Source organism: Cereibacter johrii (genome assembly GCF_001720585.1).
Classification (GTDB): Bacteria; Pseudomonadota; Alphaproteobacteria; order Rhodobacterales; family Rhodobacteraceae; genus Cereibacter_A; species Cereibacter_A johrii.
Map to the genome: position 1 here is coordinate 36,333 of NZ_MABH01000248.1, position 20,265 is coordinate 56,597.

Consider the following 20,265-nt stretch of genomic DNA (forward strand, 5'->3'; position numbering starts at 1 on the left):
CCATCGGGTCGGGCCGCGCCATCTGGTGCGGCCCGATCGACTTGTTCAGATCCTCGGGCGTTGCCGGCTTACGGACATGGGCTGGCGACAGGTATGGAGGCAAACGCATGATCCACAAGAACTGGGCCGAGCTGATCAAGCCGACGCAGCTGGTCGTCAAGCCGGGTGCCGATCCGGCCCGGGTCGCCACCGTGATTGCGGAGCCGCTCGAGCGCGGCTTCGGTCTGACGCTGGGCAACGCGCTGCGCCGCGTGCTGCTCTCGTCGCTTCAGGGGGCCGCCATCACCTCCGTCCAGATCGACAACGTGCTGCACGAGTTCTCGTCGGTGGCCGGCGTCCGTGAGGATGTGACCGACATCGTCCTGAACCTGAAGGGCGTCTCGATCAAGATGGAGGTCGAGGGTCCGAAGCGTCTGTCGATCTCCGCCAAGGGGCCGGGCGTCGTCACGGCGGGCGATATCTCGGAATCGAACGGCATCGAGATCCTGAACAAGGACCATGTCATCTGCCACCTCGACGAGGGGGCGGACGTGTTCATGGAGCTGACCGTGAACACCGGCAAGGGCTATGTCGCGGCGGACAAGAACCGCCCCGAGGATGCGCCGATCGGCCTCATTCCGATCGACGCGATCTATTCGCCGGTGAAGAAGGTGAGCTACGAAGTCACGCCGACCCGCGAGGGCCAGGTGCTCGACTATGACAAGCTCACCATGCGGATCGAGACCGACGGCGGCCTGACCCCGGACGATGCCGTGGCCTATGCGGCGCGCATCCTGCAGGATCAGCTGTCGATCTTCGTGAACTTCGAAGAGCCGGAATCGGCCACCCGCCACGACGTGGAGGACGGGCTGGAGTTCAACCCGCTGCTCCTCAAGAAGGTGGACGAGCTCGAACTGTCGGTCCGCTCGGCGAACTGCCTCAAGAACGACAATATCGTCTATATCGGCGATCTCATCCAGAAGACCGAAGCCGAGATGCTCCGCACCCCGAACTTCGGCCGCAAGTCGCTCAACGAGATCAAGGAAGTGCTCTCGGGCATGGGTCTGCACCTCGGCATGGATGTCGAGGACTGGCCGCCGGAGAACATCGAGGATCTGGCCAAGCGCTTCGAAGACCAGTTCTGAGGGCGGGGGCGTCATGCCCCCCTCTCGGCCCCCGGGCAATCCCGCCCCAAAGAAGCCCGTCGCACCGCACGTCGGGCAGGACAAAGCATAGGAGACCATCATGCGTCACGCCCGCGGCTATCGCCGCCTGAACCGCACCCACGAGCACCGCAAGGCGCTGTTTGCCAACATGGCCGGCTCGCTTATCGAGCATGAGCAGATCAAGACGACCCTGCCGAAGGCCAAGGAACTGCGTCCGATCATCGAAAAGCTGATCACGCTGGCCAAGCGCGGCGACCTGCACGCCCGCCGTCAGGCTGCGGCGCAGCTCAAGGAAGACCGTCACGTCGCCCGGCTGTTCGAGATCCTCGGGCCGCGCTACGCCGAGCGCGCCGGCGGCTATGTCCGCGTGCTGAAAGCCGGTTTCCGCTATGGGGACATGGCGCCGATGGCGATCATCGAATTTGTCGACCGCGATCCGAATGCGAAGGGCGCCGCCGACAAGGCGCGCACCGCTGCCGAAGAAGCGCTGGAAGAATAAGACCGTTTCCGGTCTTGCGATTTGGGCCTGTCTCCTTGGAGATGGGCCTTTTTCTTTTTGGCACCATGGGCTTTTGTTTCATGACCAAAGGGATGGGATTACCGCGAAAGGCAGTTCAAGACAGGCGGATTCACCGTTGCCAAAAAACGTGTTTGCTTCATGAGATGGTTGTCATAAAGCTAGCTTTGTGACGGCGCAGGGATCGCCGAATATCGAGCTTGTGTCCATCCCAAGCGATTTGCTGTGCACTGTTTCCCGAATGACGATGAATTCAAAAATCGATCTTGAAATCAGTCAGCTCCGGCGCATGGCCACGGCAGGCTTCTTTCTTGGCCTGCACGTCCGCTTCACCTCGCCGCTCATCACCATGCAATCATACCGCGAGGACTGGATCGAGTATTACACGGAAAAGGGATATGTCATTTATGATCCCACGATCCGCTGGGCGTTGAGCGAAACGGGCCATCGCAGGTGGAGCGATCTGGCAGAGCAGGATACGCGCGGTGTCTTCGCGGCTGCCGCGCAATTCGATCTCCGCTATGGCGTCACATGTTCATGGGGCGCACGGGAATCGCGCAGCCTGGGGAGTTTTGCGCGTTCGGACAGGGAATTTACCGACCGCGAGGTCGAGTTGATCTTTTCCCTGTTCCAGCGGCTTCACGAACTGACCCAGCCGCCCCATGAATTGACGCAACCGCAGATCGAGGCGCTGCGCTGCATCGCCAGTGGCGACCGCCACGCGGCGGCGGCGATGAAACTCGGCATTTCCGAAAGCGCGCTGAAGGCGCGGATCGCCAGCGCGCGCCAGCGACTCGGCGCCCGCACCACCGCCGAGGCCATCCAGCGGGCCAAGGAATACCGCCTGATCTGACGCTTGCACCGGGGCGGGCGGCGATTACATATCGCTGCGTCCCATGAGGTGTTTCGATGCGCAAGGCGCTGCTTGCCCTTTCCCTGATCGCTCTCCTGTCGCCGCTCGCCGCGCCTGCCGAGACGCGCCTGCCCGAGAGCGCGGCCGAGATCTCGCTCTCCTTCGCGCCGGTGGTCCGCTCGGCGGCACCGGCGGTCGTGAACATCTATGCCACGCGGGTCGTCGAGCAGCGCGTCAGCCCCTTCGCGGCCGATCCCTTCTTCGACCAGCTCTTCCGCGATTTCGGTCGCCGCCAGCCGCGGGTGCAGAACTCGCTGGGCTCGGGCGTGATCGTCTCCGGCGACGGCATCGTGGTTTCGAACTATCATGTGGTGGGACAGGCGGATGCGATCCGGGTCGTGCTGAACGACCGGCGGGAATATGAGGCCGAGGTGATGCTCGCGGATGAGGACAGCGACCTCGCGGTGCTGAAGCTGGAGGATGCCAGGGATCTGCCGCATCTGGGCCTGCGCGATTCCGACGGTGTCGAGGTGGGGGAGCTGGTGCTGGCCATCGGCAATCCGTTCGGCGTGGGCCAGACCGTGTCGCAGGGCATCGTCTCGGGTCTCGCGCGCTCGGGGCTCTCGATCGACGGCGGGCGCGGCTATTTCATCCAGACGGACGCGGCCATCAACCCCGGCAACTCGGGTGGCGCGCTGGTGGACACGGCGGGGAGGCTTGTGGGCATCAACACGGCGATCCTCACGCAGTCCGGCGGCTCGAACGGGATCGGCTTCGCCATTCCCGCCAATCTCGTGCGCAGCTTCCTTGCGCAGGCGGAGGCGGGCGAGGCGCGGTTCCAGCGCCCCTGGGCCGGCGTCAACGGGCAGGCGGTCGATGCCGGCATGGCCGAGGCGATGGGGCTCGAACGCCCAGAAGGGGTGGTGCTGACCGAACTCGATCCCGAGAGCCCGTTCCGCGCCGCGGGCCTGCGCGCGGGCGATGTGGTGGTGGCGCTGGAGGGGCTGCGCACCGACAGCCCGCAGGAGGTGATCTTCCGGCTCTCCTCTCTCGGCATCGGCGCGCGCGCCTCCGTGACCTATCTGCGCGACGGCGAGACGCGCGAGGCCGAGATCGCGCTCGTTGTGGCGCCCGACAAGCCGCCGCGCGAGACGGTGACGCTGCGCGAGACGGTCCTTGCCGGGCTCACGGTCGAGCGGCTCAATCCCGCGGTGCGCGCCGAGCTGAACCTGCCCCTGACGCTCGAAGGGGTGGTGGTGCGCGCGTCCGAGGCGACGGCGGCCCGGACGGGCCTGCGGCCGGGCGATATCCTGCTCGAGATCAACGGCCGCCGGATCGAGCGTCCGCGCGATGTGGAGCGCGCCGCGCAGGAGCGGGTGCGCTGGTGGCAGATCGACGTCCTCCGCGACGGCAAGCCGCTGCGACTGCGCTTCCGTCTGTGACCCTTTCCCCGCCCTCGCGGCGCGCGTAGGCTTCGCCCATGTCCGACCTCTTCGACCGAGAGCCTGCGCCCCCGCAGCCCGATGCCCCCCGACCGCTGGCCGACCGGCTGCGGCCGAAGTCGCTGGCCGAGGTGATCGGGCAGGGCAAGGTCCTGTCGCCCGACGGGCCCTTGGGCGCCATGCTGGCCTCGGGCAGCCTGTCGTCGCTGATCCTCTGGGGACCGCCGGGCGTGGGCAAGACCACCATCGCCCGGTTGCTCGCGAAGGAGACCGACCTCGCCTTCGTGCAGATCTCGGCGATCTTCACCGGCGTGCCCGACCTTCGGAAGGTGTTCGAGGCGGCGAAGCTCCGGCGGGCGAACGGGCAGGGGACGCTCCTGTTCGTCGATGAGATCCACCGCTTCAACAAGGCCCAGCAGGATGGCTTCCTGCCGCACATGGAGGACGGGACCATCCTCCTCGTGGGCGCCACCACCGAGAACCCCTCGTTCGAGCTGAACGCGGCCCTCATGTCGCGGGCCCAGGTGATCGTGCTCGAACGGCTGAGCCTCGCCGATCTCGAACGTCTGGCCCAGCGGGCCGAGCACGAGACGGGGCGTGCCCTGCCGCTCGACGGTCCCGCGCGCGAGGCGCTTCTGGAGATGGCCGACGGCGACGGACGGGCGCTTCTGAACCTCGTCGAGCAGGTGATGGCCTGGAAGGTCAAGGGTCCGCTCGACCGCGACCAGCTTGCCACACGCCTCATGCGGCGGGCCGCGAAATACGACAAGTCGGGCGAGGAGCATTACAACCTCATCTCGGCCCTGCACAAATCCGTGCGCGGATCGGACCCCGATGCCGCGCTCTACTGGTTCGCGCGGATGCTCGAGGGCGGCGAGGATCCCCGCTTCCTCGCCCGGCGCATCACCCGCATGGCGGTCGAGGACATCGGCCTTGCCGATCCGCAGGCGCAGGGGATCTGCCTCGAGGCCTGGGCCACCTACGAACGGCTGGGGTCGCCCGAGGGCGAGCTCGCGCTGGCCGAGGCGCTGGTCTATCTGGCGCTCAGCCCGAAATCGAACGCGATCTACACTGCCTACAAGGCCGCGCGGGCGGCGGCGAAGCAGACCGGCTCCGAGCCGCCGCCGAAACATATCCTGAATGCGCCGACGAAGATGATGAAGGAGATCGGCTACGGCTCGGGCTACCAGTACGATCACGATGCCGAGGACGGCTTCTCGGGCCAGAACTACTTCCCCGAGGGCATGAAGCGCCCGGTCTGGTATCTGCCGCAGGAGCGGGGGTTCGAGCGGGAACTGAAGAAGCGCACCGACTATTTCTCCAAGCTCCGCGCCAAGCGGCAGGGCGGTTGACATTGACCCTTGCGGGGAACAGAGAAGCGCGATGATCAGCTCTCTCTTACAGGTGGCGCTTGGCGGCGCCCTCGGCGCCTCGGCGCGCTATCTGACCAATGTCGGCAGTATGCGCCTCTTCGGTCCGTCCTTCCCGGTCGGGACCATGGTCGTCAACGTGGCGGGCTCGTTCCTGATGGGCGTGCTGGTGGTGGTGCTGGCCCACAAGGGCGACCGCTACGCGCCGCTTCTCATGACGGGAATGCTGGGCGGCTTCACGACCTTTTCGGCCTTTTCGCTGGATGCGGTCACGCTCTACGAGCGCGGGCAGGCGGGGCTTGCCGCGGCCTATGTGGGGCTTTCGGTGGGGCTGTCGCTCGTGGGGCTGATGGCCGGCATGGCGGCGGTTCGGGGATGGATGGCATGAGCAGCGTGCAGCTTCTGAAGGTGACGGCAGACGAGGGCGAGCAAAGGCTCGACCGCTGGTTCAAGCGCCGCTTCCCGCATGTGACGCAGGGCGCCGTGGAGAAGATGTGCCGCACCGGGCAGGTGCGCGTCGACGGCGCGCGGGCCAAGGCCTCGGACCGCGTGGCCGAGGGCATGGAGATCCGTGTGCCGCCGCTGCCCGATCCGGATGCGCCGCGGCCGCAGGCGTCGCGGGTCACGAAGTCCGACGAGCAGATGATCCAGGACTGCGTGATCTACCGCGACAACGACATCATCGTGCTGAACAAGCCCGCGGGCCTGCCCTCGCAGGGAGGCTCGGGGCAGGGCGAGCGGCATGTCGACGGGCTGACCGAGGCGCTGAAGTTCGGCTACAAGGAGCGGCCCAAGCTGGTGCACCGGCTCGACAAGGACACGTCGGGCGTGCTGGTGCTGGCGCGCACCGACCGCGTAGCGCGGGCGCTCTCCGAGAGTTTCCGCCACCGCAACACGCGCAAGATCTACTGGGCGCTGGTCGCGGGCGTGCCCAGCCCGAAACAGGGCTCGATCAAATATGCGCTGATGAAGGCGCCGGGCCACGGGCGCGGCGGCGAGGGCGAGAAGATGCTCTGCATCCATCCCGCCAAGGTGGGCGACTACCCCGAGGCCAAGCGCGCCCAGACCGACTTCTTCACCCTCTGGTTCCTCGGCAACCGCTGCGCCTGGATGGCGCTTTCGCCGATCACGGGGCGCACGCACCAGCTGCGCGCCCATATGGCCGAGCTCGGCCATCCGATCGTCGGCGACGGGAAATACGGCGGGTCGGGGCAGGAGAATCTCGGCGACGGCTGGGGGGCGCAGATCGGCGGTGAGATGAGCCGCAAGCTGCATCTCCATGCCCGCAGCCTCACCATCGAACATCCGATCAAGAAGGAACTCGTGACCTTCACCGCGCCGCTGCCCGCCCATATGGCCAAGACCTGGAAGCTGCTCGACTGGAAGGAAGGCGACGTGCCCGAAGATCCGTTCGGAGCCTTCTGATGGCGGGGTGGGTTGCGAAACGGTTCTGGAAGGAGGCCGCCGTGGCCGAGGAGCCGGGCGGCTTCGCCGTGCTCCTCGACGGGCGCGGCGTGCGGACGCCGGCCAAGCGGCCGCTGATCCTGCCCACCCGTGCGCTGGCCGAGGCGGTCGCGTCCGAATGGCAGGCGCAGGAGGGCCAGGTGCGCCCCGAGACGATGCCCGTCACCCGCTCGGCCAATTCGGCGCTCGACAAGGTGGCGCCGCAGTTCGACGAGGTGACGGAGATGCTCGCGGCCTATGGCGGCACCGATCTCCTCTGCTACCGCGCCACGGCCCCCGAGGCGCTCGTGGCGCGGCAGGCGCAGGCCTGGGACCCGGTCCTCGCCTGGGCGGCCGGGCGGTTCGAGGCCCCGCTCGAGACCACCGCAGGCGTGATGCATCAGGCCCAGCCCGAGACCAGCCTCACCCGCCTCGCGGACCATGTTCGTGGCTTTTCTCCCTTTCAGGTTGCGGGCTTCCATGATCTCGTGGCCATCTCGGGATCGCTGATCCTGGGCCTCGGCGTGACCGAGGGACACCTCCTTCCGGAGGAGGCCTGGGAGCTCTCGCGCCTGGACGAGACCTGGCAGATCGAGCAGTGGGGCGCGGACGAGGAAGCGGCGGAAATCGAGGCGTTCCGGCGCACGGCCTTCCTGCAGGCGGCGCGATTCTACGCATTGTGCGGGTAACAATCCTCGGCCACGAACGGGGGATGCGTCGCAAAACCGCCCAATCGATTCGCAATCCCGTGATTTCGCTGCGCAAATGGACGCTTCTGCGGTTTGACTTGACGATTGAAACGGCTTCGGTCGACACTGGATGCCACTGTGAGGAAGGGTATCCTCCACAAGAGATGTCCCCGCTCACCGGGGATCAAAGAACCGCCTCAGGGGCGGCAATCAGGAAGAGGTACGCATGACTAAATCCGTTTTTCTCGGCACGCTGACCGTGGCGGGCCTGGCTGCCGGCCTCGCGTCGGCGGCGACGCTCGACGATGTGAAGGCGCGTGGCGAGCTGAATTGCGGTGTCTCGACCGGTCTCACCGGTTTCTCGCTGCCCGATGCCAACGGCAACTGGACCGGGTTCGACGTCTCGCTGTGCCGGGCGGTGGCTGCGGCGGTGCTGGGCGACGGCACCAAGGTGAAGTTCGTGCCGACCACGGGCCAGACCCGTTTCACCGCCCTTGCCTCGGGCGAGGTTGACATGCTGGCGCGCAACTCCACCTGGACCTTCTCGCGCGACACCGACCTCAAGCTCGATTTCGTCGGCGTGAACTACTACGACGGTCAGGGCTTCATGGTGCGCAAGGACCTCGGCGTGACCTCGGCCAAGGAACTCGACGGCGCCACCGTCTGCATCCAGACCGGCACCACGACCGAGCTGAACCTCGCCGACTGGTTCAAGGTCAACAACCTCAGCTACACGCCCGTCGCGGTCGAGACCAACGCCGAGGGCGAGCAGCAATATGCCGCCGGCGCCTGCGACGCCTATACGACGGATGCCTCGGGCCTCGCCGCCACCCGCGCGGCCTTCGCCGACCCGGAAAACCACATCATCCTTCCCGAGATCATCTCTAAAGAGCCGCTCGGGCCGGCCGTGCGCCACGGCGACAACGAATGGGCCGACATCGTCCGCTCGACGCTGAACGCGCTGATCGCGGCCGAGGAATATGGCGTGACCTCCGCCAACATGGAGGAGCTGGCCGCCAACTCGCCGAACCCCGAGATCCAGCGTCTCCTGGGCGTGCAGGGCGACCTGGGCAAGATGATCCGCCTCGACAACGACTGGGCCAAGCGCGCCATCGCCGTGGGCGGCAACTATGGCGAGATCTTCGCCGCCACCATCGGCGAGGCCACTCCGATCGGCCTCGCGCGCGGGCTGAACGCGCAATGGACCCAAGGCGGGCTGCTCTACGCCCCGCCGTTCCGCTGATGTGACGAGGGGCGCCCGGGCATCGGGCGCCCCTTCAACAATCTCCCGCCGCAAGAGCGGGGCAACAACGATCGGACTGCGAGGGGCGCAACGACGCCATCCTGCCGGAACACCGGCCCCGCGATCCGTTCAATGGGGAAACACTGCATGGCCAACGTCGCGGATGCGCCGAAGGACTCCTTTCGGCTCAGCATGTTGCTATACGATACGCGCTATCGTTCTCTCACCATCCAGGTCTTCGTCTTCTTCCTGTTCATGGCCGGCGCCGCCTGGCTCGTGGACAATACGATGCGCAACCTCGAGGCGCTGGGGAAGGACTTCGACTTCGGCTTTCTCTGGAACCGCGCCGGCTACGACATCAGCCAGCGGCTGGTCGAATATACCAACGACAGCACCCATGGCCGGGCCATGCTGGTGGGGCTGCTCAACACGCTGCTGATCGCGCTGCTGGGCTGCATGGCTGCCACCGTGATCGGCGTCCTCGTGGGCGTGCTGCGGCTGTCGCGGAACTGGATCGTCGGGCGGCTGATGACCGTCTATGTCGAGGTCTTCCGCAACGTGCCGCTGCTCCTCTGGATCCTCCTGATCTATGCGGTCTTCAGCGAGGCCACCCCCGCGCCGAACGCCTTCCGGCCGAACCCCGAGACGGGGATCGCGGACCGCTCGATGTTCCTCGACGCGATCGCGGTGACGAACCGCTACACCGCCCTGCCGAACCCGGTCTTCAGCCGCGAGCTGGGCTGGCTCGATCTCGGCCTCTTCTACGTCAACATGGATGTGCTGGCGGTGATCGGGGCCGTCATCGCAGGCTGGTTCATCAACCGGGCCGTCAAGGCGCGCGCCACCCGCATCCAGGAGGCCACGGGCGAGCGCCCGGCGACCTGGTGGTCGTCGCTGCTCCTGCTCGCAGGCCTGCCGGTGGCGGTGCTGCTGGCGCTCGGCTTCCATCTCGAGTTCCCCGAGCTCCGCGGCTTCAACTTCGTGGGCGGCCTGAACGTCTCGAACTCCTTCATGGCGCTGTGGCTGGCGCTTTCGCTCTATACCGGCGCCTTCATCGCCGAGATCGTGCGCGCGGGCATCCTCGCCATCTCGCGCGGCCAGTCCGAGGCGGCCTTCGCGCTCGGCCTGCGGCCGGGGCGGACGATGAACCTCGTGATCCTGCCGCAGGCGCTCCGGGTCATCATCCCGCCGCTCATCTCGCAATATCTGAACCTGACGAAGAACTCCTCGCTGGCCATCGCCGTGGGCTATCTCGACCTCCGCGGCACGCTGGGCGGCATCACGCTGAACCAGACCGGGCGCGAGCTCGAATGCGTGCTTCTGATGATGCTGATCTATCTCGCCATCAGCCTCGTCATCTCGGCGGTGATGAACGTCTACAACTCGGCCGTGAAGCTGAAGGAGCGCTGAGATGAGCGATACCCACGCCCAGACCGTGCCCTTCGTCCGCGAGACCATGCTGCCGCCGGTGGCCCCGCCCGCCAACGAGGCGGGCGTCGTCCGCTGGCTGCGCCAGAACCTGTTCTCGGGGCCGCTGAACATCGCGCTGACGGTGCTCGGCCTCGTCGCCATCTATTATGTCCTCGAGGGCATCGTGCCCTGGCTCATGCGGTCGGTCTGGACGGCGGACACGCTCGCCCAGTGCCGCCAGATCATCGCCGAGCGCTGGGGCGAGGGGGCCACCGGCGCCTGCTGGGCGGTGATCCGGGAACGCTGGCCGCAGTTCCTCTACGGCTTCTACCCGAACCACCTCTACTGGCGGCCGACGCTGACCTTCGTGCTGCTCTTCGTGGCGCTGGCGCCGATCCTGTTCGGGCAGGTGCCCCGACAGCTCCTGTGGTTCAGCCTTGCCTATCCGTTCCTCGCCTTCTGGCTCCTCTGGGGCGGCTCGATCTTCCTGCCGCTCGTGGCTGCGGCGGGCTTCCTGTTCGGCTGGCTGGCCTATGGCCTCGCCGCCCGGTTCGGCACCATCCCGGCGGTGGCGGCGGCGGCGCTGGTCCCCGTGCTCTGGTGGCTGTTCCTCGCGGGCGACGTGTCGGACGATCTGGCCCGGCTGACCGGCCGCAGCTTCCCGCTCTGGCTCGAGGAGGTGCGCTCGGACAAGTTCGGCGGCTTCGTCCTCGCCGTCACCATCGGCGTCTCGGGCATCGCCCTCTCGTTGCCGCTGGGCATCGTCCTCGCGCTCGGGCGGCGGTCGGACATGTTCCTCATCAAGGCGCTGTCGGTCTCGTTCATCGAGTTCATCCGCGGCGTGCCGCTCATCACGCTGCTCTTCACCGCCTCGCTCCTGCTGAACTACTTCCTGCCGCCGGGCACCACCTTCGACATCATCCTGCGGGTCATCATCATGGTGACGCTGTTTGCCGCGGCCTATATCGCCGAGGTGATCCGGGGCGGGCTCGCCGCCCTGCCGCGCGGGCAATACGAGGCGGCCGACGCGCTCGGGCTCGACTACTGGAAGGCGCAGCGGCTCATCATCCTGCCGCAGGCGCTGAAGATCTCGATCCCCGGCATCGTCTCGACCTTCATCGGCATGTTCAAGGACACGACGCTCGTCGTCTTCGTGGGCCTGCTCGATCCGCTGAAGGGCATCACCGACGCCGTGCGCGCCTCGACCGACTGGAAGGGCATCTACTGGGAGCCCTACATCTTCGTGGGCCTCATCTTCTTCGCCTTCAACTTCGCCATGTCGCGCTATTCGATGCATCTCGAGCGCCGGCTGAAGACCGACCATCGCTAAGGAACCGAACCCATGTCCGAAGCCATCGAACGCGCCATCGACCGCAGCCACATGCAGGTGAGCGACGAGGTCGCCATCCAGATCAGCCAGATGAACAAGTGGTACGGCAGCTTCCACGTCCTGCGCGACGTGAACATGACCGTCCACAAGGGCGAGCGGATCGTGATCTGCGGCCCCTCCGGCTCGGGGAAATCCACCCTGATCCGCTGCATCAACCGCCTCGAAGAGCACCAGTCCGGCCAGATCGTCGTGGACGGGATCGAGCTCACCTCGGACCTCAAGAACATCGACAAGGTGCGCTCCGAGGTCGGGATGGTGTTCCAGCACTTCAACCTGTTCCCGCATCTGACGATCCTGGAAAACTGCACCCTCGCGCCGATCTGGGTCCGCAAGACCCCGAAGAAGGAGGCCGAGGAGGTGGCGATGCACTACCTCAAGAAGGTCAAGATCCCCGAGCAGGCGCACAAATATCCGGGCCAGCTCTCGGGCGGGCAGCAGCAGCGGGTGGCCATCGCCCGCTCGCTCTGCATGAAGCCGCGCATCATGCTCTTCGACGAGCCGACCTCGGCGCTCGACCCCGAGATGATCAAGGAGGTGCTCGACACGATGATCGAGCTGGCGGAAGAGGGGATGACCATGCTCTGCGTGACCCACGAGATGGGCTTCGCGCAGGCGGTGGCGAACCGGGTGATCTTCATGGACCAGGGTCAGATCGTCGAGCAGAACGAGCCGGGCGAGTTCTTCCGCAATCCGAAGTCGGAACGCACCAAGCTCTTCCTCAGCCAGATCCTCGGGCACTGAGCCGGAGGCTTCTGCCGAATTGATGGGCGCCATCCGCAGGGGTGGCGCCTTTTTCGTGCCTTTGCCCCATTTTCAGGCAAGCCCCGGCCGACAGGCCGCGCCGCGCCTGCGACGGCGCGAGCGGTCTTGCGCGCGCCCGAGGTTGCTATCGTTCCGCTGAAACAAGCCGCGCCCGCCCGCGAGGAGGGACGGGCGTCCAGAAAGGGACAAGCACATGGCCAACATCACCTTCACCTCGCCGATCATGCACGGGCCCAAGACGGTCTATGCCGTGGCGGGCGACACCAAGACCATCCTCGCCGTCGCCGAGGAGCACCGGATCCCGATCCCGTTCGACTGCAAGGACGGCAACTGCGCCTCCTGCCTCATCGAAGTGACCTACGAGGAACCCTCGCTGCGCAAGGGCATCACGCTCACCGAGAAGGAGAAGGCCAAGCTGCGCGAACTGGGCAAGATCACCGCGCAGGAGATCCAGGATGCGGAGGTGCTCGACCTTCCGCCGCGCTACCGGCTGGCCTGCCAGTTCATCGCGCGCGACGAGAATGTGACGGTGGCCTTCTCCGGCGAACCCGGCGGCGCCTGAGCCGAACCGGGGCCGGGCCTGCCGCGCCTGTCTGCGGCGGGCCTGCGCCCCTTGACAGGCAACCCGTGGCGCGGGATGAAACGGGATCCCCGAGGCCCTTCCGGGCCCGGGCCGGGCGGAGAGCCTTCCGAGGCCGCCTCCGCCCGTGTCAGACATGCCGGATACGACCGGCAGGAAAGCGCATGCGACGATGGCGTCGTCGCGCGGAGGTCCGCCTCCGGTGCTGGCGCGGGCAACCCCGCATCCGTCCTGTACGCCGGGACTCCTGAGGGGTCCCGTTCGGCGGGCCCCAGTCGATGAGGTCCGAGATGGAACGTCCCGAAAACTACCGCTTCCACAATGGCGAGAAGGCCGCGCTGCCCTTCCCGCCCGAGGAATACGAGGCCCGGCTCGAGGGCCTGCGCGACCTGATGGAGCTGCATTCGCTCGACGCGGTCGTGCTGACCTCGATGCACAATGTGGCCTACTATTCCGGCTTCCTCTACCTGTCGTTCGGCCGCCCCTACGCCTGCGTGGTCACCCCCACGGACTGCGTCACGGTCAGCGCGGGAATCGATGCCGGTCAGCCCTGGCGGCGGAGCGTGGGCGACAACATCACCTACACCGACTGGCAGCGCGACAACTTCTGGCGGACGGTGGCGCAGGTCACCGGCACGGGCCGGGCCATCGGCTGCGAGGCGGACCATCTGACCATGGTGCAGGCCGAGAAGCTGAACGCCTTCCTTAGGCCCACGCGCGGCATGGACATCGCCCCCGGCACGATGGCGCAGCGGATGGTGAAGTCTCCCGCAGAGATCGCGCTCATCCGCCACGGCGCGCAGGTGGCGGATGTGGGCGGCTATGCCATCCGCGAGGCGATCCGCGAGGGCGCAACCGAGCTCGAGATCGCCATGGTGGGGCGCGACGCGATGGAGCGCGAAATCGCGGCCCGCTTCCCCGAGGCCGAATATCGCGACAGCTGGGTCTGGTTTCAGTCGGGCCCGAACACCGACGGCGCGCACAACCCGGTGACGAACCGGGCGCTCCGGCGTGGCGACATCCTCTCGCTCAACTGCTTTCCGATGATCTCGGGCTATTACACCGCGCTCGAACGCACGCTGTTTCTGGGCGAGGTGGACGAAGCCAGCATGAAGATCTGGGAGGCGAATGTCGCCGCCCATGAATATGGCATCTCCCTGCTGAAGCCGGGAGCCTCCTGCGCCGAGGTGACGGCGAAGATCAACGCCTTCCTCGAAGAGCGCGACCTCCTGCGCTACCGCACCTTCGGCTACGGCCATTCCTTCGGCCTGCTCTCGCATTACTACGGCCGCGAGGCGGGGCTCGAGCTGCGCGAGGATATCGAGACGGTGCTCGAGCCCGGCATGGTGATCTCGATGGAGCCGATGCTGACGCTCGGCGAAGGCCAGCCCGGCGCGGGCGGCTACCGCGAGCACGACATCCTCGTCATCACCGAGGAGGGGCCCGAGAACATCACGGGCTATCCCTACGGTCCCGGCTTCAACGTGGTGGGCTGAGGGGCCTCTCGCCTGGGGCAGGGCGGGCCGCTCGCGCGCAGGCGGTGCGGCCCGACCGTAAGATCACGTCTCCATCGCCGGCTGCGGCGGGCCAGACCGGGGGCGGGACGGCGCATGGCCAAGCGCCACCGGTCCTGCCGCCGCAAGCGGCCTCCGCAGCGGTCCCGGCAGCGTCGCAGAACCGTCACCCTTCCGTCATGCGGGCTTCATCCAAAGCCGCCATCCCTCGGCCGAACGACAAGAGGGATGCTCCATGTCCATGAAACTCGCCGGGATGACCTCGGCTCTTGCGCTGGCCGCGGCCGCGCCGGTGCTGGCAGAGACCAGCTTCAACCGCATCGCGACCTTCGCCACGACCGCCAACATGGCCGCGGGCGAGGACATGAGCCGCCCGACCTCGGCCGAGATCGTGTCGGTGTCCGAGGACGGAATGACGCTGATCTACACCGACAGCCCGCTGGGCGTGGTGGGGCTCATCGACCTCGCCGATCCCGAGGCGCCGAAGCCGCTCGGCACCATCGCCATGGGCGGAGAGCCCACCACCGCCGTGATCGCGGGCGCGCGCGCCTATGTCGCCGTCAACACCTCCGAGAGCTACACCGCGCCCTCGGGCAAGCTCGTGACCGTGGATCTCGAGAGCCGCAAGGAGGTGGCCTCCTGCGATCTCGGCGGCCAGCCCGACTCGGTCGCCAAGGCGCCGGACGGCTCGTTCCTCGCCATCGCCATCGAGAACGAGCGCGACGAGGAGGTGAACGACGGCGCGCTGCCGCAGATGCCCGCGGGCTTCCTCGTCAAGCTGCCGCTGACCGAGGCGGGGGCGGACTGCGCGGCGCTCGAGCGGATCGATCTGACCGGCCTCGCCGCCATCGCCCCCGAGGATCCCGAGCCGGAGTTCGTCTCGATCAACGCGGCCGGCGACATCGCCGTGACGCTGCAGGAGAACAACGAGGTGGTGATCGCCGCCGCCGACGGCACGATCAGCCATTTCCCGGCCGGCACCGTCGATCTCGAAGGGATCGACACGAAGAAGGACGGCCGCTTCTCCTTCACCGACAGTCAGGAAGCCCGTCTGCGCGAGCCCGACGGGATCAAGTGGATCGGCACCGACCATCTCGCCACCGCCAACGAGGGCGACTGGAACGGCGGCGCGCGCGGCTGGACGATCTTCTCGCGGGACGGGCAGGTGGTCTGGGAGGCGGGCGCGAGCCTCGAGCGCGCCATCGCCGCCATCGGCCATTATCCCGAGCACCGGTCGAAGTCGAAGGGGGTCGAGGTGGAGTCGGTCGAGGTGGCGAGCTTCGGCGGCACGCCTCTGGCCTTCGTCGCCTCCGAGCGCGCCTCGGTGGTGGCGGTCTATGATCTGACCGATCCGGCGGCGCCGCGTCTCCTCCAGATCCTGCCCTCGGGCGTCTCGCCGGAAGGCGTGGTGGCCATCCCCGAGCGCGACCTTCTCGTGACCGCGAACGAGGCCGACCTGCGCGAGGACGGCGGCGCGCCGGCCCATGTGATGATCTACCGGCGGGGCGAAGGCCCTGCGGCCTATCCGACCCTCACCTCCGAGGGCAGCGACTCGCTGATCGGCTGGGGCGCCCTGTCGGCGCTTGCCGCCGACGCCCAGACGCCGGGTCAGCTCTGGGCCGTCTCGGACAGCGTCTATTCCATGGCACCCACGATCTACCGGATCGACGCGACCGCTACGCCCGCGCGCATTGCGGAAGCGATCCCGGTCACGCGGATGGGCCAGCCCGCCCAGAAGCTCGACCTCGAGGGGATCGCCTCCGACGGCGAGGGCGGCTTCTGGCTCGCCTCCGAGGGCAACAGCGCCAAGCTCGTGCCCCACGCGATCTACCATGTCGACGGCAAGGGCCGGATCGACGAGGAGATCCCGCTGCCGGCCGAGCTTCTGGCGGGCGAGACCCGCTTCGGCCTCGAGGGGATCGCGAAGGTGGGCGATGTGCTCTGGATGGCCGTGCAGCGCGAATGGAAGGACGATCCGAAGGGGCAGGTGAAGCTTCTGGCCTACGACCTCAAGGAGGAAAGCTGGGGCGGCGTGCGCTACCCGCTCGACGCGCCGGCGGAAGGCGCCTGGATGGGGCTGTCGGAGCTGACCGTCCACGGCGACTGGGCCTGGCTCATCGAGCGCGACAACCGCGTGGCCGATGCGGATGCCGCGAAGCGTCTGACCCGTGTGGCCCTGTCGGAGCTGAAGCCCGCGCCGCTCGGCTCGGAGCTGCCGCTGGTGAAGAAGGAGGTCGTCCGCGATCTGGTGCCCGATCTTCAGCGGCTGAACGGCTATGTCCTCGACAAGGTCGAAGGCTTCGCCATCGATGCGGCAGGCACCGGCTACATCGTCACCGACAATGACGGGACCGACGATGCCTCGGGCGAGACCCTGTTCTGGAGCGTGGATCAGCTTCCGGAATGAACCTGCCGGCCCCCGGTCCGCCGGGGGCCACCCTCGGGACGCGCGGGAGACGCCCGCATGTCCCGCCCCGTCCGGGGCGCGGGCGGCGTGCCCCCGGCCTCGGCCCGCGCCTCGCGGCAGCGGTGCTTCGGTCCGCGAGCGGCGGGCTGCCCCGGCACCGTCTTCCCCGGTCGAGCCGCTCCTCGTGCATCCTCAAGTTGAGTCGGGCAGGCGGGGCGCCCGACCGTCAGGAGGGGCTGTCTCCGGGGAAGAAGGCCGCGCTTCCGTCCCGAAGCGCGCCCCTTTTCCCGCGCGAGGGCCGGAATCGGGTCGGAAGTGGACCCGACGTGCCACGTTTGCGGCCTTCCTGCGCCGGGGGACTTGACGGGATCGTGCGCGCCATGTCCGATCAATCGGATTTCCCGCCCCTCCAGATGGATTGATCGTGACCAGCCGCATTCTCTCATACGCGCTGATGGCGCTGCTGCCGTTCCTCGCCGCCTGCGCGCAGGCGCCGGCCCCCGAGACGCCGAAGGAGCATCCGCTCTATCCGGGCATCCAGGATGGCGAGTTCTTCATCGAGCCGGTGCCCATGCGGTATCTGACGCCCGACACGGTGCGGCAGGAGGTGGCCTACAACGGCCCCGAGGAGCCCGGCACCATCGTCGTCGATACGTTCGCGCGGCGGCTCTATTATGTGACGGAAGAGGGCCGGGCCATGCGCTACGCCATCGCCGTCGGCCGGGCGGGTCTCGCCTTCCGCGGCAATGCCAAGGTGCAGCGCAAGCGCGAGTGGCCCTCGTGGCAACCCACGGCCAACATGATCCGCACCCAGCCCGAGATGTATGCGCCCTATGCGGCGGGCCTGCCCGGCGGGCTCGAGAACCCGCTCGGCGCGCGGGCGCTCTATCTCTACCGTGGCGGGCGGGACACGATGTTCCGCATTCATGGCACCGTGCAGAATGCCTCCATCGGGCACGCAACCTCGGCGGGCTGCATCCGGCTGTTCAACCAGGATGCGATCGACCTCTACGGTCGCGTGAACCTCGGCACGCCGGTCAAGGTCCGCACCGAGGCCGAGTCGCTCGCGCTCGAGGGGCAGTTCCACGACGACCGCTACGGCCGCATCGCGCCGGGCCCGGCCGAGCCGCTGACCGAGGAGGAGCGCGTGCTTCTGTCGGGCGTGCCGACCCAGACGCGCTGAGGCGCCGTTGCCGCGCGCGCCGGGCCGCCGGCGCGCGCAGGTCAGAGACGGATGACGTAATCCTTGACCGTCGTCTCGATCACCTCCCAGGTGCCCTCGAAGCCGGGGCGGATGATCCAGCTGTCGCCCGCCCGCAGCGTCACCGCCTCGCCCGCGGCCGAAGTCAGGATCGAGTGGCCCTCGAGGATGCGGATATATTCCCACTCCTCGTAGCGCACGCGCCATTTGCCCGGCGTCGATTGCCAGATGCCGCAGAAGAGGCCGTCGCGCTCCTCGAGGTTCCAGCTCGTGTGGACCGGATCGCCTGCGATCAGCCGGTCGGGGGAAGGGCGCTCGATCTCGGGGGCGACGGCCTCGCGGCTCAGGCGGATCAGGTGGTTCATGTCTCTCTCCTCGGGGGCAGGGGGCCAGCATCGGGCCCGCCGCGGCACAGTCAAGAGAAAGCAGCCGGGCAAGAAGCCACGTCCGCACGGACACTTGCCTTCTGGTCCTTCGGGCCGTTGGCCTTTATACCCGGTCCCGACGGTTCCTCTGGGGGAGAGCAGCTATGAGCGTGAACAGTCCCGTCCGCCCGGTCATGGCGGCCGACATCCTGGCGCGGAAGGGGGGCGAACCCATCGTCTGCCTGACCGCCTATACCACGCCCATGGCGCGGCTGGTGGATGCCCATTGCGACCTCACGCTGGTGGGCGACAGCCTCGGCATGGTGGTTCATGGCCTGCCCACCACGGTCGGCGTGACCATGGAGATGATGATCCTGCACGGGCAGGCTGTAGCGCGGGGCACCTCGCGCTCGATGCTGGTGGTCGACATGCCCTTCGGCAGCTACGAGGAGAGCCCCGCGCAGGCCTTCGCCAATGCGCGCCGCCTGATGGCCGAGACGGGCTGCGCCGCGGTGAAGCTCGAGGGCGGCCAGCACATGGCCGAGACGATCCGCTTCCTCGTCGCGCGCGGCGTGCCGGTCATGGCCCATATCGGGCTCACGCCGCAGGCGGTGAATGCGCTCGGCGGCTACAAGGTGCAGGGCCGCGGCGCCGATGCCGAGCGGGTGATGGAGGATGCCATCGCCGTGGCCGAGGCCGGGGCTTTCTCGGTCGTGCTCGAGAAGGTGCCGGACGGGCTGTCGCAGCGCATCACCCAGCGCATCGCGATCCCCACCATCGGCATCGGGGCCTCGGCCCATTGCGACGGGCAGGTGCTGGTGCTCGACGACATGCTGGGGCTCTTCGCCGACTTCCGCCCGAAGTTCGTCAAACGGTATGGCGAGCTCGGCGCGGCCGCCGACGAGGCCATTGCCGCCTATGCGTCCGAGGTCCGGGCCCGGCGCTTTCCCGCGCCGGAACATGTCTTCGCCGACGAGCTGAAGGGAAAGGCACAGTGATGCCTCCGATCCTGCGGACGGTGGCCGAGCTCCGCGCCCGGGTCTCGGACTGGAAGGCCGCGGGCGAGACGGTGGGGGTCGTGCCCACCATGGGCGCGCTGCACGAAGGCCACCTGAGCCTCGCGCGCCGCGCCCGGGCCACCTGCGACCGGGTGATCGTCACGATCTTCGTGAATCCGAGGCAGTTCAACAATCCCGCGGATCTCGAGAAATATCCCCGGACCGAGGCGCAGGACGCGGCGCTTCTGGCCTCCGTGGGGGTCGATGCGGTCTTCGCGCCCGGCCCGGAGGAGGTCTATCCCCGGGGCTTCGCCACCAATGTCTCGGTCTCGGGCGTGAGCGAGCCGCTCGAAGGCGCGCACCGGCCGGGCCATTTCGACGGGGTGGCGACGGTGGTCGCCAAGCTCTTCGGCATGACGCGGGCGGATCGCGCCTTCTTCGGCGAGAAGGACTGGCAGCAGCTGATGGTGGTGCAGCGGCTGGTGGCCGATCTGAACATCCCCGTCACGATCGAGGGCTGCGCCACCGTGCGCGAGGCCGACGGGCTGGCGCTCTCCTCCCGAAACCGGCGCCTGTCGGCGGAGGGGCGTGCCCGGGCACCGGCGCTGGTGCGCGCGATGCAGGCCGCCACCGAGGCGATGCGCGGGGGGCAGGCCGTTCCCGAGGCCCTTGCCGAGGCCCGCGCGGCGGTGCTGGCCGCGGGCTTCGAGACGGTCGATTATCTCGAGCTTCGCACGGCCGATCTTCTCCTGCCGATGGAGCGGCTCGAGGGCCGGGGCCGGCTCCTTGCCGCGGCGACCCTCGATGGCGTGCGGCTGATCGACAACATTCCCGTCTGAGACCGTCGGAGACCTGCCGGGCGGTGGCGCCTCGATGAGTTCCGCCTCCGGGCGGCCTCCGCGATGGCGGCCGCTTCCACGGCGCCTTCTCCGGCTG

Annotated in this window: 19 protein-coding genes; 18 read left to right on the plus strand and 1 reads right to left on the minus strand. The window is 67.9% G+C overall.

Annotated features, from left to right (window positions below; translation table 11 throughout):
• The first annotated feature begins 107 nt into the window (after positions 1–107).
• The 16 genes from A9O63_RS20920 (at position 108) to A9O63_RS20995 (ending at position 17,948) form a co-directional block, all read left to right on the plus strand.
• Positions 108–1,124 (plus strand): DNA-directed RNA polymerase subunit alpha, encoded by a 1,017-nt coding sequence (locus A9O63_RS20920; protein WP_002722536.1) that lies wholly within the window; start codon positions 108–110, stop codon positions 1,122–1,124.
• Between the two features lie 100 nt (positions 1,125–1,224).
• Entirely contained in the window at positions 1,225–1,644 is a 420-nt protein-coding gene (gene rplQ, locus A9O63_RS20925) for a 50S ribosomal protein L17 (protein ID WP_002722538.1), read from the plus strand.
• Positions 1,645–1,903: 259 nt separating this feature from the next.
• Entirely contained in the window at positions 1,904–2,515 is a 612-nt protein-coding gene (locus tag A9O63_RS20930) for a helix-turn-helix transcriptional regulator (RefSeq protein ID WP_069333595.1), read from the plus strand.
• Positions 2,516–2,571: 56 nt separating this feature from the next.
• The gene (locus A9O63_RS20935; RefSeq protein WP_069333596.1) at positions 2,572–3,957 is read left to right on the plus strand and encodes a Do family serine endopeptidase; all 1,386 of its coding nucleotides are present in this window, start codon (positions 2,572–2,574) and stop codon (positions 3,955–3,957) included.
• 38 nt (positions 3,958–3,995) lie between these two features.
• Entirely contained in the window at positions 3,996–5,309 is a 1,314-nt protein-coding gene (locus A9O63_RS20940; protein ID WP_069333597.1) for a replication-associated recombination protein A, read from the plus strand.
• A 31-nt stretch (positions 5,310–5,340) separates the two neighbouring features.
• Entirely contained in the window at positions 5,341–5,715 is a 375-nt protein-coding gene (gene crcB, locus A9O63_RS20945; protein WP_069333598.1) for a fluoride efflux transporter CrcB, read from the plus strand.
• The gene (locus A9O63_RS20950) at positions 5,712–6,752 is read left to right on the plus strand and encodes an RluA family pseudouridine synthase (protein WP_069333599.1); all 1,041 of its coding nucleotides are present in this window, start codon (positions 5,712–5,714) and stop codon (positions 6,750–6,752) included. The genes crcB and A9O63_RS20950 overlap by 4 nt, the downstream gene beginning before the upstream one ends.
• The gene (locus A9O63_RS20955) at positions 6,752–7,459 is read left to right on the plus strand and encodes an ATP12 family chaperone protein (RefSeq protein ID WP_069333600.1); all 708 of its coding nucleotides are present in this window, start codon (positions 6,752–6,754) and stop codon (positions 7,457–7,459) included. Before A9O63_RS20950 ends, A9O63_RS20955 begins: the two co-directional genes overlap by 1 nt.
• 226 nt (positions 7,460–7,685) lie before the next feature.
• On the plus strand, positions 7,686–8,702 hold the full coding sequence (locus A9O63_RS20960; protein ID WP_069333601.1) for an amino acid ABC transporter substrate-binding protein: 1,017 nt from the start codon (positions 7,686–7,688) through the stop codon (positions 8,700–8,702).
• Positions 8,703–8,849: 147 nt separating this feature from the next.
• A complete protein-coding gene (locus tag A9O63_RS20965; RefSeq protein ID WP_069333602.1) occupies positions 8,850–10,112 on the plus strand; it encodes an amino acid ABC transporter permease in 1,263 nt (420 codons plus the stop codon).
• A 1-nt stretch (position 10,113) separates the two neighbouring features.
• Positions 10,114–11,442 (plus strand): amino acid ABC transporter permease, encoded by a 1,329-nt coding sequence (locus A9O63_RS20970; RefSeq protein ID WP_069333603.1) that lies wholly within the window; start codon positions 10,114–10,116, stop codon positions 11,440–11,442.
• A 12-nt stretch (positions 11,443–11,454) separates the two neighbouring features.
• Positions 11,455–12,243 carry an amino acid ABC transporter ATP-binding protein gene (locus A9O63_RS20975; RefSeq protein WP_002722560.1) on the plus strand — a complete coding sequence of 263 codons (789 nt, stop codon included), beginning with the start codon at positions 11,455–11,457 and terminating at the stop codon, positions 12,241–12,243.
• Between the two features lie 214 nt (positions 12,244–12,457).
• Positions 12,458–12,826 (plus strand): 2Fe-2S iron-sulfur cluster-binding protein, encoded by a 369-nt coding sequence (locus tag A9O63_RS20980; RefSeq protein WP_009563670.1) that lies wholly within the window; start codon positions 12,458–12,460, stop codon positions 12,824–12,826.
• 308 nt (positions 12,827–13,134) lie between these two features.
• Positions 13,135–14,340, plus strand: a complete 1,206-nt coding sequence (locus tag A9O63_RS20985; protein ID WP_069333604.1) for a M24 family metallopeptidase — start codon at positions 13,135–13,137, stop codon at positions 14,338–14,340.
• A gap of 253 nt (positions 14,341–14,593) precedes the next feature.
• Complete coding sequence (locus A9O63_RS20990; protein WP_069333605.1) at positions 14,594–16,765, plus strand: esterase-like activity of phytase family protein; 2,172 nt, start codon at positions 14,594–14,596, stop codon at positions 16,763–16,765.
• A gap of 418 nt (positions 16,766–17,183) precedes the next feature.
• Positions 17,184–17,948 carry a L,D-transpeptidase gene (locus tag A9O63_RS20995; RefSeq protein ID WP_069333606.1) on the plus strand — a complete coding sequence of 255 codons (765 nt, stop codon included), beginning with the start codon at positions 17,184–17,186 and terminating at the stop codon, positions 17,946–17,948.
• Between the two features lie 41 nt (positions 17,949–17,989).
• On the opposite strand, the gene A9O63_RS21000 is transcribed toward A9O63_RS20995, so the two are convergent.
• Positions 17,990–18,331, minus strand: a complete 342-nt coding sequence (locus A9O63_RS21000; RefSeq protein WP_069333607.1) for a cupin domain-containing protein — start codon at positions 18,329–18,331, stop codon at positions 17,990–17,992.
• A gap of 164 nt (positions 18,332–18,495) precedes the next feature.
• Between A9O63_RS21000 and panB the strand changes: the two genes are divergently transcribed.
• Positions 18,496–19,329 (plus strand): 3-methyl-2-oxobutanoate hydroxymethyltransferase, encoded by an 834-nt coding sequence (gene panB / locus A9O63_RS21005; protein WP_069333608.1) that lies wholly within the window; start codon positions 18,496–18,498, stop codon positions 19,327–19,329.
• Positions 19,329–20,168, plus strand: coding sequence for a pantoate--beta-alanine ligase (panC, locus tag A9O63_RS21010; protein WP_069333609.1), 840 nt, complete (start codon positions 19,329–19,331; stop codon positions 20,166–20,168). Before panB ends, panC begins: the two co-directional genes overlap by 1 nt.
• Positions 20,169–20,265 lie beyond the last annotated feature (97 nt).

Coding starts and splice junctions, on each gene's coding strand:
- A9O63_RS20970 (WP_069333603.1), top strand. CDS start 10,114: ATGAGCGATACCCACGCCCAGACCGTGCCCTTCGTCCGCGAGACCATG.
- A9O63_RS20980 (WP_009563670.1), top strand. CDS start 12,458: ATGGCCAACATCACCTTCACCTCGCCGATCATGCACGGGCCCAAGACG.
- A9O63_RS21000 (WP_069333607.1), bottom strand. CDS start 18,331: ATGAACCACCTGATCCGCCTGAGCCGCGAGGCCGTCGCCCCCGAGATC.
- A9O63_RS20950 (WP_069333599.1), top strand. CDS start 5,712: ATGAGCAGCGTGCAGCTTCTGAAGGTGACGGCAGACGAGGGCGAGCAA.
- A9O63_RS20955 (WP_069333600.1), top strand. CDS start 6,752: ATGGCGGGGTGGGTTGCGAAACGGTTCTGGAAGGAGGCCGCCGTGGCC.
- panB (WP_069333608.1), top strand. CDS start 18,496: ATGAGCGTGAACAGTCCCGTCCGCCCGGTCATGGCGGCCGACATCCTG.
- A9O63_RS20935 (WP_069333596.1), top strand. CDS start 2,572: ATGCGCAAGGCGCTGCTTGCCCTTTCCCTGATCGCTCTCCTGTCGCCG.
- A9O63_RS20920 (WP_002722536.1), top strand. CDS start 108: ATGATCCACAAGAACTGGGCCGAGCTGATCAAGCCGACGCAGCTGGTC.
- crcB (WP_069333598.1), top strand. CDS start 5,341: ATGATCAGCTCTCTCTTACAGGTGGCGCTTGGCGGCGCCCTCGGCGCC.
- A9O63_RS20990 (WP_069333605.1), top strand. CDS start 14,594: ATGTCCATGAAACTCGCCGGGATGACCTCGGCTCTTGCGCTGGCCGCG.
- A9O63_RS20985 (WP_069333604.1), top strand. CDS start 13,135: ATGGAACGTCCCGAAAACTACCGCTTCCACAATGGCGAGAAGGCCGCG.
- A9O63_RS20940 (WP_069333597.1), top strand. CDS start 3,996: ATGTCCGACCTCTTCGACCGAGAGCCTGCGCCCCCGCAGCCCGATGCC.
- A9O63_RS20965 (WP_069333602.1), top strand. CDS start 8,850: ATGGCCAACGTCGCGGATGCGCCGAAGGACTCCTTTCGGCTCAGCATG.
- A9O63_RS20930 (WP_069333595.1), top strand. CDS start 1,904: ATGACGATGAATTCAAAAATCGATCTTGAAATCAGTCAGCTCCGGCGC.
- rplQ (WP_002722538.1), top strand. CDS start 1,225: ATGCGTCACGCCCGCGGCTATCGCCGCCTGAACCGCACCCACGAGCAC.
- panC (WP_069333609.1), top strand. CDS start 19,329: ATGCCTCCGATCCTGCGGACGGTGGCCGAGCTCCGCGCCCGGGTCTCG.
- A9O63_RS20960 (WP_069333601.1), top strand. CDS start 7,686: ATGACTAAATCCGTTTTTCTCGGCACGCTGACCGTGGCGGGCCTGGCT.
- A9O63_RS20975 (WP_002722560.1), top strand. CDS start 11,455: ATGTCCGAAGCCATCGAACGCGCCATCGACCGCAGCCACATGCAGGTG.